At 61.6% G+C, this 17,380-nt stretch carries 12 protein-coding genes; all 12 read left to right on the top strand.

Annotation, left to right across the window (positions count from 1 at the left end):
* Positions 1-71 precede the first annotated feature (71 nt).
* A complete protein-coding gene (locus H7F35_RS16320; RefSeq protein WP_187113853.1) occupies positions 72-1,280 on the top strand; it encodes a CaiB/BaiF CoA transferase family protein in 1,209 nt (402 codons plus the stop codon).
* Between the two features lie 53 nt (positions 1,281-1,333).
* Positions 1,334-2,332 (top strand): Bug family tripartite tricarboxylate transporter substrate binding protein, encoded by a 999-nt coding sequence (locus H7F35_RS16315; protein WP_187113852.1) that lies wholly within the window; start codon positions 1,334-1,336, stop codon positions 2,330-2,332.
* A gap of 129 nt (positions 2,333-2,461) precedes the next feature.
* On the top strand, positions 2,462-4,330 hold the full coding sequence (locus H7F35_RS16310) for an acyl-CoA synthetase (RefSeq protein ID WP_410010792.1): 1,869 nt from the start codon (positions 2,462-2,464) through the stop codon (positions 4,328-4,330).
* A 41-nt stretch (positions 4,331-4,371) separates the two neighbouring features.
* Entirely contained in the window at positions 4,372-5,370 is a 999-nt protein-coding gene (locus H7F35_RS16305) for a Bug family tripartite tricarboxylate transporter substrate binding protein (RefSeq protein WP_187113850.1), read from the top strand.
* Between the two features lie 39 nt (positions 5,371-5,409).
* Complete coding sequence (locus H7F35_RS16300; RefSeq protein WP_187113849.1) at positions 5,410-6,159, top strand: electron transfer flavoprotein subunit beta/FixA family protein; 750 nt, start codon at positions 5,410-5,412, stop codon at positions 6,157-6,159.
* A gap of 14 nt (positions 6,160-6,173) precedes the next feature.
* On the top strand, positions 6,174-7,106 hold the full coding sequence (locus tag H7F35_RS16295; protein WP_187113848.1) for an electron transfer flavoprotein subunit alpha/FixB family protein: 933 nt from the start codon (positions 6,174-6,176) through the stop codon (positions 7,104-7,106).
* 15 nt (positions 7,107-7,121) lie between these two features.
* Complete coding sequence (locus H7F35_RS16290) at positions 7,122-8,093, top strand: NAD(P)H-dependent flavin oxidoreductase (protein WP_187113847.1); 972 nt, start codon at positions 7,122-7,124, stop codon at positions 8,091-8,093.
* Positions 8,094-9,179: 1,086 nt separating this feature from the next.
* Complete coding sequence (locus tag H7F35_RS16285; RefSeq protein WP_410010782.1) at positions 9,180-12,254, top strand: type I restriction endonuclease subunit R; 3,075 nt, start codon at positions 9,180-9,182, stop codon at positions 12,252-12,254.
* Entirely contained in the window at positions 12,244-13,491 is a 1,248-nt protein-coding gene (locus tag H7F35_RS16280) for a restriction endonuclease subunit S (RefSeq protein WP_187113846.1), read from the top strand. The genes H7F35_RS16285 and H7F35_RS16280 overlap by 11 nt, the downstream gene beginning before the upstream one ends.
* Positions 13,488-14,729 carry an anticodon nuclease gene (locus H7F35_RS16275; RefSeq protein ID WP_187113845.1) on the top strand — a complete coding sequence of 414 codons (1,242 nt, stop codon included), beginning with the start codon at positions 13,488-13,490 and terminating at the stop codon, positions 14,727-14,729. The genes H7F35_RS16280 and H7F35_RS16275 overlap by 4 nt, the downstream gene beginning before the upstream one ends.
* A complete protein-coding gene (locus H7F35_RS16270; protein ID WP_187113844.1) occupies positions 14,726-15,727 on the top strand; it encodes a virulence RhuM family protein in 1,002 nt (333 codons plus the stop codon). The genes H7F35_RS16275 and H7F35_RS16270 overlap by 4 nt, the downstream gene beginning before the upstream one ends.
* Entirely contained in the window at positions 15,724-17,331 is a 1,608-nt protein-coding gene (locus H7F35_RS16265) for a type I restriction-modification system subunit M (RefSeq protein WP_187113843.1), read from the top strand. The genes H7F35_RS16270 and H7F35_RS16265 overlap by 4 nt, the downstream gene beginning before the upstream one ends.
* Positions 17,332-17,380 lie beyond the last annotated feature (49 nt).

The raw sequence follows: 17,380 nt of genomic DNA, 5'->3' as shown, positions 1-17,380 counted from the left end.
CGCGCCGCGCTCGCCCCTTCAACCTCTTGCACCTGGGTGCGGAGGTTTTTCGTCTTTCTGGAGTTGCCGTCATGTCCTCACTGAATTCCTCGCTGCCGCTCGCCGGCGTGCGCGTCCTCGATCTGTCCCGCATCCTCGCGGGCCCCTGGTGCGGCATGGTGCTGGCCGACATGGGCGCCGAAGTGATCAAGGTGGAGCACCCGGGCCGCGGCGACGACACGCGCGACTGGGGCCTACGCGTCGGCAAGACCGAGACCGCCTACTTCAACAGCGTGAACCGCAACAAGCGCTCGGTCACGCTCGACCTGCAGACGCCTGAAGGCCAGCAGATCGCGCGCGACCTGGCCAAGCAATGCGACGTGGTGATCCAGAACTTCAAGTTCGGCGGCATCGACAAGCTGGGCCTGGGCTATGAGCAACTGAGCAAGGAACAGCCGGGCCTCATCTACTGCTCGATCTCGGGCTACGACCGCACCGGCCCCGAGGCCGCGCGGCCGGGTTATGACCTCGTGGTGCAGGGCGAGGCAGGCCTGATGGCGCTGAACGGCGAAGCCAACCAGCCGCCGCTGAAGTTCGGCGTGGCGGCCGTCGACCTGTTCACCGGCATGTACTCGGCACAGGCCATCCTGGCGGCGCTCTACCAGCGCGAGAAGACCGGCAAGGGCCGGCATGTGGAGATGGCGCTGTTCGACTGCGGCCTGATGATCACCGCCTACTACGGCCTCGAAGCGCTGCTGATGGGCGAAGACCCGCCGCGTTACGGCAACTCGCATCCGTCGATCGTGCCCTACGGCGTGTTCGATGCCGAAGACGGTCCGCTGGTCATCACCGTGGGCAACAACAGCCAGTTCGCGCGCTTTTGCACCGAGGTGATCGAGCGGCCTGACCTCGCGGCCGACGAGCGCTTCAAGACCAACATCCTGCGCTCGGCCAATCGCGCGGTGCTGCTGCCCGAGCTGCACGCCGAGCTGGCCAAGCGCAAGCGCGTCGACCTGCTCGCCAAGCTCACGGCATCAGGCATTCCGTGCGGCGAAGTGCTGGGCCTGCTCGAAGCGCTGCAATCGAAGCGCGCGACCGACGCCGGCCTCGTGACTACGCAGCCGCACCCGGTGGCCGGCACCGTCAACGTGCTGGCGCCTCCCTACCGTTTCGATGGCGAGCGCCTGCCCGTGCGCAGCGCGCCGCCCACCCTGGGCGAAGGCACGCACGACGTGCTGCAGTCCCTGCTCGGCCTGTCGGATGAAAAGCTGGCCGCGCTGAAAACAAGCGGCGTCGTCTGAAGAAGACGCCTTGCATTCCTGATCCCGTGAATCCCCCTGAATTGAAGAAGTCCATGGCCTCCCTCGCTTTCCGCTCCCTCCGCAATCCCGTTCGCCGCGCACTCCTCGCCCTGGCCCTGCCTCTCGTGGCCGGCGCTGCCTTCGCACAAGCCTGGCCCACCAAGCCGATCACGCTGATCGTGCCCTTCCCGCCCGGCGGCCCGACCGACGTGGCCTCGCGCATCGTGGCGCAGAAGATGTCGCTCGCGCTCAAGCAGAGCATCGTGATCGACAACCGCAGCGGCGCCTCGGGCACCGTGGGTGCCGCCACTGCCGCGCGCGCCGCGCCCGATGGCTACACCTTCGTGATGCTGGCCACGCCGACGCTGCTGGCCTCGCACCTGTATGGCCCGACCGGTTACGACATCTTCAAGAACTTCACGCCTGTGGGCTCGGTGTACGACCTGCCGATCGTGCTGGTGGTCAACCCCAAGTCGCTGCCCGACGTGAACGGCGTGCAGGACCTGATCGCCAAGGCCAAGGCCGAAGGCGGCAAGCTCAACTACACGACGGCCGGCGCCGGCAGCTTCGGCCACCTGACGACCGAACAGCTCAAGACCATCGGCAAGTTCGACATGCAGCACGTGCCCTACCGTGGCAGCGCACCGGCCGTGACCGACCTGATCGGCGGCCAGGTGCCTGCCATGTTCTCCGACCTCGTGGGCGTGCTGCCGCACATCAAGGCCGGCAAGCTGCGCGCCATTGCGGTGGGCTCGGGCCAGCGCGTGAGCCTGCTGCCCGACGTGAAGACGGTGGCCGAGCAAGGCTTCCCCGGCTTCGACGCCACCTCGTGGGGCGGCCTGCTGGCACCGGCCGGCACGCCGAAGGATGTGATCGACCGCATGAGCGCCGCGCTGAAGAACGCGCTGGCCGACAAGGAAGTGCAGGACAAGCTGCAGAGCGTGGGCTCCTTCGCGGCCTACCGTACGCCCGAGCAGACCGGCGTGCGCATGAAGCAGGACTTCGAGCGCTGGGGCAAGGTCATTCGCGACAACCACATCACGAACCAGTAAAACAACGGCGGCCGACAGGGCGACACCATCAAGGAGACAGACATGACAGACAACGAAAAGAACAACAACATCAAGACCCCGGTCGGCGCGCCGTTCCGCCCCGCGTTTCCCGTTCGCAGCCTCGCGGACATCCACAAGCTCGAAGAGACGCCTTTGGCGCAGGCGCTCACGGTGCGCAGCACCTACGAGATCTTTCGCAACGCCGGTGCGGCCTTCGGCAACAAGACCGCGCTGACCTTCCTGCGCACCGGCAACCCGGCGGACGAACCGATCCGCTGGTCGTACGCCGAGTTGCTCGCGCGCATCCACCAGACCGCCAACCTGCTGCACACGCTGGGCGTGGGTCCCGACGATGCGGTGGCCGTGCTGCTGCCGGGCTGCCTTGAATACCACCTCGCGCTCTGGGGCGGTGAAGCGGCCGGCATCGTGCAGCCGCTGAACCCGCTGCTGACCGACGAGAAGCTGGTGGCGCTGATGACCGCCGGCCGTGCCAAGGTGCTGATCGCCTATGGCTCGGACAGCGAATCGGGCATGTGGTCGAAGGCCATGCGCCTGCGCGGGCATGTGCCCACGCTCACCACCGTGCTGCGCGTGGCGCCGCATGACGAGGCAGCGGGCGCGGCAGGTGCGCTGCCCGAAGGCGTGGCCGAGTTCGACGTGCTGCGCGCGGCGCAACCGTCCGACCGTCTCGTGAGCGGCCGCGACATCGCACCCACCGACATCGCCGCCTACTTCCACACCGGTGGCACCACCGGTGCGCCCAAGCTCGCGCGCCACAGCCATGGCGCACAGGTGTTCACCGCCTGGGCCAGCGTGCAGGTCGCGGGCATGAACGAGAACGGCATCTCCATCAACGGCTATCCGCTGTTCCATGTGGCGGGCGTGCTGCCGGCCTCGCTGTCGTCGCTGTCGGCGGGCGTGGAAGTGATCATTCCCACGCCCTCGCTGCTGCGCAACAAGGAGGTGCTGGCCAACTACTGGAAGCTGGTGGCGAAGTACCGCCCGACCTCGCTGTCGGCCGTGCCCACCGTGCTGGCGGCGCTGGCGAACGTGCCACTGGACGGCGCGGACATTTCCTCCATCACCTACTGCCGCACCGGTGCCGCCGTGCTCGCCCCCGAACTGGCCGCGCGCTTCGAGCGCCTGTTCGGCCTGCACGTGCACGAAAGCCTGGGCATGACCGAGATGGCCGGCATCTCGACCATCACGCCACCGGGCGTGGACGGGCCTGCGGGCTGCGTGGGCTTTCGCCTCCCCTACATGCAGATGCGCGTGGTGGCGCTCGACGAGAACGGCAACGCGAGCGACCGCGAGATGCCGCAAGGCGAACAGGGCATGGTGCTCTTCAAGTCGCCGAACGTGTTCTCGGGTTTCGTGGACCCTGCAGACAACGCCAAGGCCTTCACGGCCGACGGCTGGCTCGCCACCGGCGACCTGGGCTGGATCGACAGCGAGCAGCGGCTCAACCTCACGGGTCGCTCGAAGGACCTGATCATCCGCAGCGGCCACAACATCGACCCCAAGACCATCGAGGACGCGCTGGGCGCGCACCCGGCCGTTCAGTTGTGCGCGGCAGTCGGCGCACCCGATGCCTATGCGGGCGAGCTGCCGGTGATCTTCGCGACGTTGGTGCCCGGTGCATCCGCCACCGAAGAAGAGCTGCTGGCCTTCACCGCCGGGCGCGTGGACGAAGCACCCGCGCGGCCCAAGTGGGTGTCGGTGATCGCGACCATGCCGATGACCAACGTCGGAAAGATCTACAAGCCCGAGCTGCGCGCCATGGCCGCGCGGCAGGTGGTGGCCGCGACGGTCGCCGAGGTGTGCGCGGCACTCGGCGTGGACGCCGCCGCAAGACCCGATGTGACGACCGAAGGCGAGAGCCTGGTGCGCGTGCGGATCGATGCGAAGGCCGCGGGCGCGCTGGCCGCGCCACTGCAGGAACGGCTGCAGAAGGCGCTGGAGCCGCTGCCCTTCAAGACGCGCATCGCGCTGCAGTGACCACAAGATTTTTTGAAACCGAGAGAAGACAGAGACAAGCCATGAATTTCCGCATCCCGAACCGCCGTGCCCTGCTGTGCGCCGCTGCTGCCGTCACCACGCTGTGCGCACTGCCTGCCGCGCAGGCTCAGAATACCTACCCGAACAAGCCGATCCGCATGGTCGTGCCCTTCGCGGCCGGCGGCGCCACCGACGTGCTCGCGCGCGTGATCGGCCAGAAGATGTCGGCCGGCCTGGGCCAGCCCATCATCATCGACAACAGGCCCGGCGCGGCCGGCATCATCGGCACCGACGCGGTCGCCAAGTCGGCACCCGACGGCTACACCATCGTGCTGGGCCTGAGCAATTCGCTGATGACCAACGAGTTCCTGTACGAGAAGCTGCCCTACGACACGCAGCGCGACCTCACGCTGGTCTACCAGATCGCGATGGCGCCGCTGGTGCTGGTGGTGCATCCGAGCGTGCCCGTGAAGACCGGCCCCGAGCTGCTGAAGTACGTCAGCGCCAACAAGGGCAAGCTGGCTTACGGCTCGTACGGCGTGGGCGCCTACCCGCACCTGGCCGGCGCGCACATGAGCCTCACGCAGCAGGCCGACATGAACCACGTGGCCTACAAGGGCGAGGCACCGATGCTGCAGGACCTGATCGGCGGCCAGATCCAGATGGCCTATGCCAGCGCACTGGTGGCCAAGCCGCACATCGACTCCGGAAAAATCCGCGCCATCGGCGTGAGCGGCGAGCGCCGCATGAGCACACTGCCTGATGTGCCCACGCTGGCCGAGCAAGGCCTGAAGGACGAGGCCTACCGCGTGACCGGCTGGCTCGCCATCGCGGTGCCCGCCAAGACGCCCAAGCCCATCGTGGACCGCATCGCGCAAGAGGTGCGCAAGGCCACGCAGCAGCCCGACGTGCGCGAGCGCGTGGCGGCCATGGGCTTCGAGATCAAGGACAGCTCGCCCGAACTCTTCGCCACCGCCTGGAAGGCCGAGCGCCCGGTGTGGGAGCGCCTGATCAAGCAGTCGGGCGCCCGGCTCGAATAAACCTCTTCTGCCTCATCTGATATTCGAAGGAACACAACCATGAAGATTCTTGTGCCTGTCAAACGGGTCGTCGATTACAACGTGAAGGTGCGCGTCAAGAGCGACGGCACCGGGGTGGACATTGCCAACGTCAAGATGAGCATGAACCCCTTCGACGAGATTGCCGTCGAAGAGGCGGTTCGCCTGAAAGAAAAGGGCATTGCGACCGAAGTGATCGTCGTGTCCTGCGGCGATGCCAAGTGCCAGGAAACCCTGCGCACGGCCATGGCCATCGGTGCCGATCGCGGCATCCTCGTTGAAACCACCGAAGAGCTGCAGCCGCTGGCTGTGGCCAAGCTGCTCAAGGCGCTGGTGGACAAGGAACAGCCCTCGCTCATCATCCTGGGCAAGCAAGCCATCGATGACGATGCCAATCAAACGGGCCAGATGCTGGCTGCGCTGGCCGACCTGCCGCAAGCCACCTTCGCCTCGAAGGTCGAAGTTGCTGGCGACAAGGCCACTGTGACGCGTGAAGTCGATGGCGGCCTGGAGACCATCTCCCTGAGCCTGCCAGCCGTCATCACGACCGACCTGCGCCTGAACGAGCCGCGCTACGTCACCTTGCCCAACATCATGAAGGCCAAGAAGAAGCAGCTCGACGTCTTCAAGCCCGAAGACCTGGGTGTGGACGTCAAGCCGCGCCTGAAGACCTTGAAGGTCAGCGAGCCGCCCAAGCGCGGGGCAGGCATCAAGGTGCCTGACGTTGCAACGCTGGTGGACAAGCTCAAGAACGAAGCCAAAGTGATCTGAGGAAGACAACGAACATGACCGCACTCGTCATTGCCGAACACGACCACGCCAGCATCAAGCCGGCCACCCTCAACACCGTGACCGCAGCGCTGGCTTGCGGTGGCGACGTCCACATCCTTGTGGCCGGTGCCAACGCCGCCGAAGCTGCCAAGGCCGCCGCCCAGATCGTGGGCGTCACCAAGGTCATCGCCGCCGACAGCCCGAGCCTCGCTGAAAACCTCGCCGAGAACGTCGCCGCTCAAGTGCTGGCCATCGCCGGCAACTACAGCCACATCCTGTTCCCCTCGACCGCCAACGGCAAGAACGTCGCCCCGCGCGTGGCGGCCAAGCTGGATGTGGCGCAGATCAGCGACATCACCAAGGTGGACAGCCCCGACACCTTCGAGCGTCCGATCTACGCAGGCAACGCGATTGCCACGATGCAGAGCAGCGATGCCACCAAGGTAATCACCGTTCGCACGACCGGCTTCGACGCCGCAGCAGCCACAGGCGGCAACGCCACCGTCGAAACGGCCGAAGGTGTGGCCGACAGCGGCAAGAGCAGCTTCGTGGGCCGTGAAGTCACCAAGAGCGAACGCCCCGAACTGACGGCGGCCAAGATCATCGTCTCGGGTGGCCGTGCCTTGGGCAGCGCCGAGAAGTTCACCGAAGTGATGGCCCCGCTGGCCGACAAGCTCAACGCCGGCTTAGGTGCCAGCCGCGCTGCAGTGGACGCAGGCTACGCCCCGAACGACTGGCAAGTGGGCCAGACGGGCAAGATCGTCGCGCCGCAGCTGTACATCGCAGCGGGCATCTCGGGTGCGATCCAGCATCTGGCCGGCATGAAGGACTCCAAGGTGATCGTGGCGATCAACAAGGACGAAGAAGCGCCGATCTTCTCGGTGGCCGACTATGGCCTCGTGGCCGACCTGTTCGTGGCTGTGCCCGAACTGGTGACCACGCTGTAAGAGGAGCCGGCACCGATGAAGACCCGCATCACCGAACTGCTCGGCATTCGCTACCCCATCATCCAGGGCGGCATGCAATGGGTGGGCCGCGCCGAGTTGGCGGCGGCCGTGTCGAACGCCGGCGGCCTGGGCATCGTGACCGCGCTCACGCAGCCCACGCCCGACGACCTGCGCAACGAGATCGCACGCACCCGCGCGCTCACCGACAAGCCTTTCGGCGTGAACCTCACGATCCTGCCGGCGGTGAAGCCGCCGCCGTATGCGGAGTACGTGCAGGCCATCATCGACAGCGGCATCAAGATCGTCGAGACCGCGGGCAACAGCCCGAAGGACTTCATCGAGGCGCTGAAGCGGCATGACGTGAAGATCGTCCACAAGTGCACCTCGGTGCGCCATGCGCTCTCGGCGGAACGCAATGGCGTCGATGCGGTGTCGGTCGACGGCTTCGAGTGCGCGGGCCATCCGGGCGAAGACGACGTGCCCGGCCTCGTGCTGCTGCCCATCGCGGCGCGCAAGCTGCGCATTCCGATCATCGCGTCGGGCGGCATCGCCGATGGGCGCGGCATGGCTGCGGCACTCGCGCTGGGCGCCGAGGGCATCAACATGGGCACGCGCTTTTGCGTGACGAAGGAAGCGCCGATCCACGACAACATCAAGCAGGCGCTGGTCGATGCGACCGAGCGCGACACCAAGCTGATGTTCCGCACCATGCGCAACACCGCGCGCGTGTTCCGCAACGCCATCTCTGAGGAAGTCGTCGCCACCGAGAACCGTCCCGGTGGCTGCGAGTTCGAGGAAGTGCGTCCGCTGGTCGCCGGTGCGCGCGGGCGCGCGGCGCTGGAGTCGGGCGAGGTGCAGAACGGCGTGGTCTCGGCCGGCCAGTGCATCGGCCTGATCGACGACATTCCGACCTGCGCGGAACTGCTCGAACGCATGGTCCGCGAGTGCCGCGAGCATCTGGACCGGGCGCGGTCCTGGATGGACTGAGTCCTTCTGCTCGCATCCGGGGGGCGATCACGCCGACGGGGTACGCGGCGAAGCGAATGTCCCCCGGCCCTCGGCATCCTCCTTTATTTCGCTGCGCAAGGCACCCCGCCAGCGTGATCGTTCAGAGCCGCTGCGGAAGCTGCATTTGTTGGCGGTTGCCAAGACTTCGTGCCGCATGAGCCGGCTACTTCGCCGGGTTCTTCTCTAGAGTGAATGCCCCTGTCACTCGACACCCCACCAAGGGGAGAAGAAAGCGCAACACACCCAACCGCCACCGAGATGTTTGAAGGCTGCTTGCCTCGCGGCAGGTCGTCGGTGCGAAAGCAGCGATGCAGATGCGAGGTATCAAAAGGCGACGGCCAGGGTGTTACTAGCACCCCAGCCGTCTAACCAAGTTCGTGCAATCACCTTGGAAGGAACGCACAAAAATGGCTACCAAGACTATAGCCCGGCCAACTACGCCGGTAGCGGCCGAAGACAACGCCCAAGACCCGGCGGATCTTCTCGAAAACACCCTCTCTCAACTCGAAGCTCTGCTGTGGGTCTGCCACGGGGAAGGCATCGACTGGTGCAGCGGGGATGGGCCTCGACGATTGGACAACTTGCTTTGGCTTGCGGCTGAGCTTGCTCGCAAGGCTGGAGAGCTGTTTCAAGCGAGTGAGAAGGCGCGGCGTGGAACGCCTGAGGCCGGCAGTTAGCAGTTGGTCTGCGGGCAGCGTGTTTCGCGGCCCGCCTAGGGATCAGGTCCTTTGGGGTGCAATGGCTGAAGTCTTCGTGATGGAGAACATTCGGTTCGGTTGAGGTTTGTGGGATGGGCCTCGGCGTCAGCTATGCACTCCACGCTGATCGTCTACGAACAATGCGAGCATCCGCTTTGCAGCGGAAGCGATCGAGGTGGCCAGCCGTCAAATTCAAGGTCTTAGCTGCATACCTGTCACTGCGACGCGTGGAAACTGGTCGTTCCACGGCGCCCGTGATGGGACTCCCATCAAGCTGTGAGCTGGCAATGATGTACCGCTACTCGCCGCAGCTCAATCGACCAGGAACTATCGGCCACAATAAGCGAACACCACCTTTAGCCGCGCGATGCCTTCACCCAAAACCACCTACGACATGCCGTCCGGCGCGACCCGTCTCGTCGTCAAGGAAGAGCACATCGAATACGGTTTCATCGGCAAGCTCCAGCAGCTCAAGTACGACTATCGCCCCGAAATCCGTGACCGTGCCGCGCTCGAGCGCAACTTCCGCGAGAAGTTCGAAGCGCTCAACCGCGTGCACCTGTCCGATGGCGAGTTCACCCGCCTGCTAGACGGCATCGTCACCCCCGATGTATTCACCGCAGCCCGCACCCTGCGCGAGCGCAACGCGTTTACGCGGGACGACGGAACTCCGCTGAACTACACCTTGGTCAACATCAAGGACTGGTGCAAGAACACCTTCGAGGTTGTTAGCCAGCTGCGCATCAACACCGACAACAGCCACCACCGTTACGACGTGTTGATCCTCATCAACGGCGTGCCGTGCGTGCAGATCGAACTGAAAACGCTGGGCATTACCCCCCGCCGCGCCATGGAGCAAGTCGTCGACTACAAGAACGACCCCGGCAACGGCTACAGCAAGACGCTGCTGTGCTTCTTGCAGATCTTCATCGTCAGCAACCGCACGAACACTTACTACTTCGCCAACAACAACGCGCGCCACTTCGCGTTCAACGCCGACGAGCGTTTCTTGCCGATCTACCAGTTTGCAGACGAGGCCAACAAGAAGATCACCCACTTGGACAGCTTTGCCGAGACCTTCCTCGTCAAATGCACGTTGGGCCAGACCATCAGCCGCTACATGGTGCTGGTGGCCAGCGAGCAGAAGCTGCTGATGATGCGGCCCTACCAAGTGTACGCGGTCAAGCACATCGTGGAATGCATCCACCAGAACAGCGGCAACGGCTACGTCTGGCATACCACCGGCAGCGGCAAGACGCTTACGTCTTTCAAGGCCTCCACGCTGCTCAAGGACAACCCCGATATCGAAAAGTGCCTCTTTGTCGTGGACCGCAAAGACCTGGACCGCCAAACCCGCGAGGAATTCAACCGCTTCCAGGAAGGCTGCGTAGAGGAGAACACCAACACCGCCGCGCTGGTGCGCCGCCTGCTGTCAGACGACTACGCCGACAAGGTCATCGTCACCACCATCCAGAAGCTGGGCCTGGCGCTGGATGAAACCAGCAAGCGCAACAAGCAGCAAAAGAAAGACGGCAAAGCCACCTACAAAGAGCAGTTGGCACCGCTGCGCGACAAGCGCATCGCGTTCATTTTTGACGAGTGCCACCGCTCTCAATTTGGCGCAAACCACGATGCCATCAAGGAGTTCTTCCCCAAGGCACAGCTGTTCGGCTTCACCGGCACGCCGATCTTTGCAAAGAACGCCACCGCCAAGCAGTTCGAGGGCGACGAGGGGCATTTCAGAACGACGGAAGACCTCTTCCAGCAGCAGCTTCACGCCTACACCATCACCCACGCCATCGAAGACGCGAACGTGCTGCGCTTCCATGTGGACTACTACAAGCCCGAGGGCAAGAACCCACCGAAACCCGGCGAGGCCCTGGCCAAGCGGGCGGTGATCGACGCCATCCTCGCCAAGCACGACACCGCCACCGCCACGCGCCGTTTCAACGCCGTTCTGGCCACCAACAGCATCAACGACGCCATCGAGTACTACGGCCTGTTCGACGAACTGCAAAAGGCCCGCCAGCAAGCCGACCCCGACTTCCAGCCGCTGAACATTGCCTGCGTGTTCTCGCCGCCGGCCGAAGGCAATGCCGATGTGAAGCAGATCCAGGAAGACCTGCCACAGGAAAAGGCAGACAACGAGGTCGAGCCCGACAAGAAGAAGGAAGCCCTCAAGTCCATCCTGACCGACTACAACCAGCGGTACGGCAGCAACCACAGCATCAGCGAGTTCGACCTGTACTACCAGGACGTGCAAAAGCGCATCAAAGACCATCAATGGCCCAATGCCGACTACCCAGCGGCCAAGAAGATCGACATCACCATCGTGGTGGACATGCTGCTCACCGGGTTTGACTCCAAGTACCTGAACACGCTGTACGTGGACAAGAACCTCAAGTACCACGGCTTGATCCAGGCGTTCTCACGCACGAACCGCGTGCTCAACGGCACCAAGCCCTACGGCAACATCCTCGACTTTCGCCAGCAGCAGGGCAATGTCGATGCAGCCATTGCCCTTTTTTCGGGTGAGCAGACGAGCGAGCAGGCCCGCGAAATCTGGCTGGTGGACAAGGCCCCCGTGGTCATTGAGAAGCTGGACGCAGCCGTGCAAAAGCTCACCGACTTCATGCAGTCCCAAGGGCTGGCGTGCGCACCGGAGTCGGTACCCCATCTCAAGGGTGATGACGCGCGCGCGGCCTTCATCCAGAACTTCAAGGACGTGCAGCGCCTGAAAACCCAGCTCGACCAGTACACCGACCTGACCGAAGACAACGCCACTGCGATCGAGCAGATATTGCCCGCGGAGAACCTGCAAGGCTTTCGCGGCGCATACCTGGAAACAGCCCAGCGCCTCAAGCAACAACAGGCCCTGCGGGACAAGGGCGGCGAAGCGAAAGACGGCGACTCTGCAGATGTGGACCAGCTCGACTTCGAGTTTGTGCTGTTCGCATCTGCTGTCATCGACTATGACTACATCATGGGCCTGATGGCTCGCTACTCCCAGCAGGGGTCAGGCGGCAAGCAGAAGATGAGCCGCGAAGAGCTCGTTGGCCTTATCCAGGCCGACGCCAAATTCATGAATGAGCGCGACGACATTGCCGCCTATATCAACACGCTGAAGGCGGGTGAAGGCCTGAGCGAAACCGCCATCCGCGAGGGGTATACCCGCTTCAAAAAAGTGAATGACAGCGCCGAACTGGCCGACATCGCTACCCGGCACCAGCTTGCGCCTGCTGCTGTTCAAGCATTTGTGGATGGCATCTTGCAGCGCATGATTTTTGATGGAGATGCCTTGAGTGACCTCATGACCCCTCTGGGCTTGGGCTGGAAGGCCCGCGCCCAATCCGAAATGGCGCTGATGAAGGAGCTGCTGCCGCTGTTACAGAAGCGCGCACAGGGGCGAGATATTTCGGGATTGAGTGCGTATGAGAGTTAAGGAAAAAGCGTCGCTCGTACCCAGACTGCGCTTCCCTGAATTTAGGAGTAAGCCGGGCTGGAAAGATCAATTTGGCGGCGACCTTTTTGACCAAATCAGCGATAAAAACCTCGAGCCCGGTCTTCCCGTATTGGCGGTGACTCAAGAACATGGCGCAATCCCGCGTCACATGATTGACTACCACGTCTCGGTGACTGAAAAGAGCATTGAATCCTACAAGGTCGTTCAAGTAGGTGACTTCGTCATTAGCCTCAGGTCGTTTCAAGGGGGTATTGAATACTCACAATTTCAGGGAATATGTAGTCCGGCCTACGTTGTCCTTCGGCGGCGAAGTGAAGGAAACGATGCTTATTTCAGGCACTACCTAAAGACTGACAGGTTCATTCAAATCCTAACGAGAAACCTTGAAGGCCTGCGTGATGGAAAGATGATCAGCTACAGGCAGTTTTCTGAACTTCGTCTGCCTGTTCCGACTGCAGCAGAGCAACAGAAGATCGCCGACTGCCTGAGTTCATTGGATGAACTGATCGCCGCACAGGTCCGCAAAGTGGACGTGCTCAAAACCCATAAAAAGGGACTGATGCAGCAGCTCCTCCCCCGCGAGGGCGAAACCCAACCGCGTCTGCGCTTTCCTGAGTTTCAGTACGCAGGGAGTTGGACGGAGAAGAATCTTGGGGCAATCTGCACTATCCAGCGCGGTAAGTTTTCACATCGACCCCGAAACGATCCACGGTTCTTCGGCGGCAAGTATCCATTCATCCAAACGGGCGATGTTGTCAAATCAAACGGTGGCGCAGTACGAGCAAGTCAGACGTTAAATGAGCAGGGGCTCAGTGTCAGTAAGCTTTTCAAACCACCAATTGTTCTAATTACCATTGCAGCAAATATTGGCGACACAGGCTTACTTGAGCACGAGGCGTGTTTCACGGACAGCGTGGCTGGACTGATTCCAAAGGATGGTGTCTTTGCAGAATTTTTAGAGCTAGCGGTCAGAGGCAAAAAGGAGTACCTGAAAAAAATTGCTCCTGCGGCAGCCCAAAAAAATATCAACAATGAAATATTGAGCGTATTACCCATATTGATGCCAGAGTTTAAAGAGCAAAAGCGAATCGCAGACTGCCTTACTTCTCTCGACAACCTCATCACTGTCGCCAGCCAAGAACTCGAAACCTTTAAGGCCCACAAGAAGGGTTTGATGCAACAGCTTTTCCCCTTCGCACAGGCCATTGAGGCATGAGCGAGAAGCCGAAAATTCATCGCTTCAACGACATGCGCAAGCTGGTTGCCCGGCTTCGCGATGACTTGAACGGTGGCAATCAAGACTTCGTGCTGCTCTATGCGTACAACGGCACTGGCAAGACCCGGCTTTCAATGGCGTTCAAGGATGCGGGCAAGAAGCAGATTTCGCGCCCCATGAATGTCAATGACCACGTGAACCAAGCGTTGACCATTACGGAGACGGTGAGCGATACGCTCTACTTCAACGCCTTCACCGAAGACCTGTTCTCCTGGGACAACGATCTGGAGAAGGACAGCGAGCGGCGTCTGCATATCAACACCCACTCGAAGTTCTTCAAGGGTTTGAAGGACTTGGCCTTGGACGAGCGTATCGGCTACTACCTTGGTCGCTATGCGGACTTTCTGTTCGACATTGACTACGACCAATGGACCGTCAGCTTCCGCAAGGGCGAGGACGCCCGCCACATCAAGATATCCCGCGGCGAAGAGAACATCTTCATCTGGTGCCTGTTCATGGCCATTTGCGAGCGGGTGATCGATGGGCTGGAAACGTACGCGTGGGTCAAGTACCTCTACATCGACGACCCCATCACGTCGCTGGACGACAACAACGCCATCGCAGTCGCCAGCGATCTGGCCAAGCTGCTGCGCAAGGCCAAAAGCAGAACCCGACCTGAAGCGGTGGTGGCCGACGGACCGGGCGAAGTGGACATGGCCCCGCGTATGGTTCCCGCGCCCATCAAGGCGGTGGTGTCATCCCACCACGCGCTGTTTTTCAATGTGGTGTGCAATGAATTGAAGAAAGATGCACACAAGAAGTACCTTCTGCAGCGCCCTGAGCGAGGCACCGCCTACACGTTGCGTGCAACGGATGACACACCGTTTTTTCACCATGTGTCGATGTTGGCGGAACTGCAAAAGGCGGCCCATGGTGGCACTCTGTACACCTACCATTTCAATATGCTGCGCAGTATTTTGGAGAAGACAGCCACCTTTTTTGGGCGCGACGATTTCTCGGCCTGCATTCACGGGCTGGATGATGCTGAGCTGTTTTCCCGCGCGCTCAACTTGCTGAGCCACGGCAAGTACGACATCTACCAGCCTTCGGTGATGGTGGACGACAACAAGAAGTTGTTTCGGCAGATTCTTGATGCGTTTTTGGGGCGATATGAGTTCGTGCTGCCTGAGGTCTTTGAGCCGCCCGCGAAGAGAAGAGCCGGAGCGCCTGCAGCATGAATGACTTGATTCTTTACACCACAGAGGACGGCAACAGCCAGATTCAGCTCCGTGCCGATCTGGGCACGGTATGGCTGGCCCAGCTTGAAATGGCGGAGCTGTTCCAGACCAGCAAGCAGAACATTGCCAAGCACCTCAAAGCCATCTTTGCAGAGCAGGAGTTGAGCCCAGATTCAGTTGTCAACCAACGGTTGACAACTGCCGCCGACGGCAAGAACTACCGCGTGGCGCACTACAACCTGGACGCCATTCTGGCCGTGGGCTATCGGGTGCGTTCGCCGCGCGGCGTGCAGTTCCGCCGCTGGGCGTCTACGGTGCTGAAGGAGTACCTGGTCAAAGGCTTCGTGATGGACGACGAGCGGCTGAAGAACCCGGATGGCCGCCCGGACTACTTCGACGAGATGCTGGCCCGCATACGGGACATCCGGGCTTCGGAAAAGCGCTTCTACCAAAAGGTGCGAGATCTGTTGGCGCTGGCCAGCGACTACGACAAGACGGACCAGGCGACGCAGAGTTTTTTTGCCGCGGTGCAAAACCTGTTGCTTTACGCCGTGACGCAAAAGACGGCCGCCGAACTCATCACAGCCCGGGCCAATCGCAATGATCCCAACTTTGGCCTGATGCATTGGAAGGGCGCCCAGGTGCGCAAGCAAGACATCCTGGTGGCCAAGAATTACCTGACCGAAGACGAGATCGACACTCTGAACCGGCTGGTGGTGATCTTCCTGGAAACAGCGGAGCTGCGCACCAAGAGCCGTCAAGAAATTCGCATGGCTTTCTGGAAGCAGAACGTGGATCAGATCATCAGCTCCAACGGCTTTCCTGTACTCACGCACACTGGCGCGGTGAGTCATGCGCAGATGGAATCCAAGACAAGTGCGCTCTACCTTGACTACGACCAGCGTCGCAAACAGCAAGACGCGCTGCATGCCGACCAGCAAGACGATGCGGACCTGAAGGCGTTGGAAAGCACCATCAAGCACCGCCCAAAAAAATGACTGAACAAAACCAAAAGCAACTGGGCAAGACCCTCTGGGCCATTGCCGACAAGCTCCGCGGTGCGATGGACGCGGATGATTTCCGCGACTACATGCTGTCGTTCCTGTTCCTGCGCTACCTGTCTGACAACTACGAGACCGCGGCGAAGAAAGAGCTGGGTGCAGACTACCCTGCACAGATCGACAGTTCTGTATCGACACCCTTGCAGCTTTGGTACGAGGGCAACCTGAACGATGTGCCAGAGTTTGAGAAACAGATGCGCCGCAAGGTGCACTATGTGATTGAGCCGCTGCACTTGTGGAGCAGCATTGCGCAGATGGCCCGCACGCAAGACGGCGAATTGCTGCGTACTTTGCAGCAGGGTTTCAGGTACATCGAAACCGAATCGTTCCAGAGCACCTTTGCTGGCCTGTTCTCCGAAATTGACTTGGGCTCGCCCAAGCTAGGCAAGACCTACGTCGAACGCAATGCCAAGCTCTGCAACATCATCCAGAAGATTGCCGAAGGGCTGGCAGAGTTTTCAACCAACGTGGATGCGCTGGGCGATGCCTACGAATACCTGATCGGCCAGTTCGCCGCCGGCTCCGGCAAGAAGGCGGGCGAGTTCTACACGCCACAGCAGATATCCGACATCCTCTCAACCATCGTCACGCTGGACAGCCAGGAACCCAAGACGGGCGTGAAGCAACGGCTGGAAAGCGTGATGGACTTTGCCTGTGGCTCAGGCTCGCTGCTGCTGAATGTGCGCAAGCGCATGGGCCCGCACGGCATCGGCAAGATCTACGGCCAGGAAAAGAACATCACCACCTACAACCTGGCGCGCATGAACATGCTGCTGCACGGGGTGAAGGACACCGAGTTCGAAATCTTCCATGGCGACACGCTGACCAACGACTGGGACATGCTGCGCGAGCTGAACCCGGCCAAGAAGCCGGCGTTCGACGCCATCGTGGCCAATCCCCCATTCAGCTACCGCTGGGAGCCTACCGATGCGCTTGCGGATGACGTGCGGTTCAAGAACCATGGGCTTGCCCCCAAGTCGGCGGCCGACTTCGCCTTTTTGCTGCACGGCTTTCATTTCTTGAAGGATGAAGGGGTGATGGCGATCATCCTGCCCCACGGTGTGCTGTTCCGTGGCGGCGCCGAAGAGCGCATCCGCACCAAGCTGCTGAAAGACGGCCACATCGACACCGTGATCGGCCTGCCGGCGAATCTGTTCTATTCCACCGGCATTCCGGTGTGCATCTTGGTGCTGAAGAAATGCAAGAAGCCGGACGATGTGCTATTCATCAATGCCGCCGAACACTTCGTCAAGGGCAAGCGCCAGAACCAGCTGACCGAAGCGCACATCGCCCAGATCATCGAGACGTACCAGTTCCGCAAGGAATCTCCTCGCTACGCGCGGCGGGTGGACATGGCGGAGATCGAGAAGAACGACTTCAACCTGAACATCTCGCGCTACATCAGCACGGCCGTTGGTGAGGCGGAGATCGATTTGGCAGCGACGCATGCTGAATTGGTCGAGATCGAGAAGGCCGTTGCAGCGGCCAAGCAAAAGCACAATGCCTTTTTGAAAGAACTGGGCTTGAGCCCGCTGCCTTGAATCGGGCAGTCAAGACGGTACGACATACCAAATTCGATATCTACGGCGA

Origin of the sequence: Variovorax sp. PAMC26660, assembly GCF_014302995.1 — a bacterium.
GTDB lineage: Bacteria > Pseudomonadota > Gammaproteobacteria > Burkholderiales > Burkholderiaceae_C > Variovorax.
Note: the sequence above shows the minus strand (reverse complement) of the source record. Positions and strands in the feature narration are given on the sequence as shown.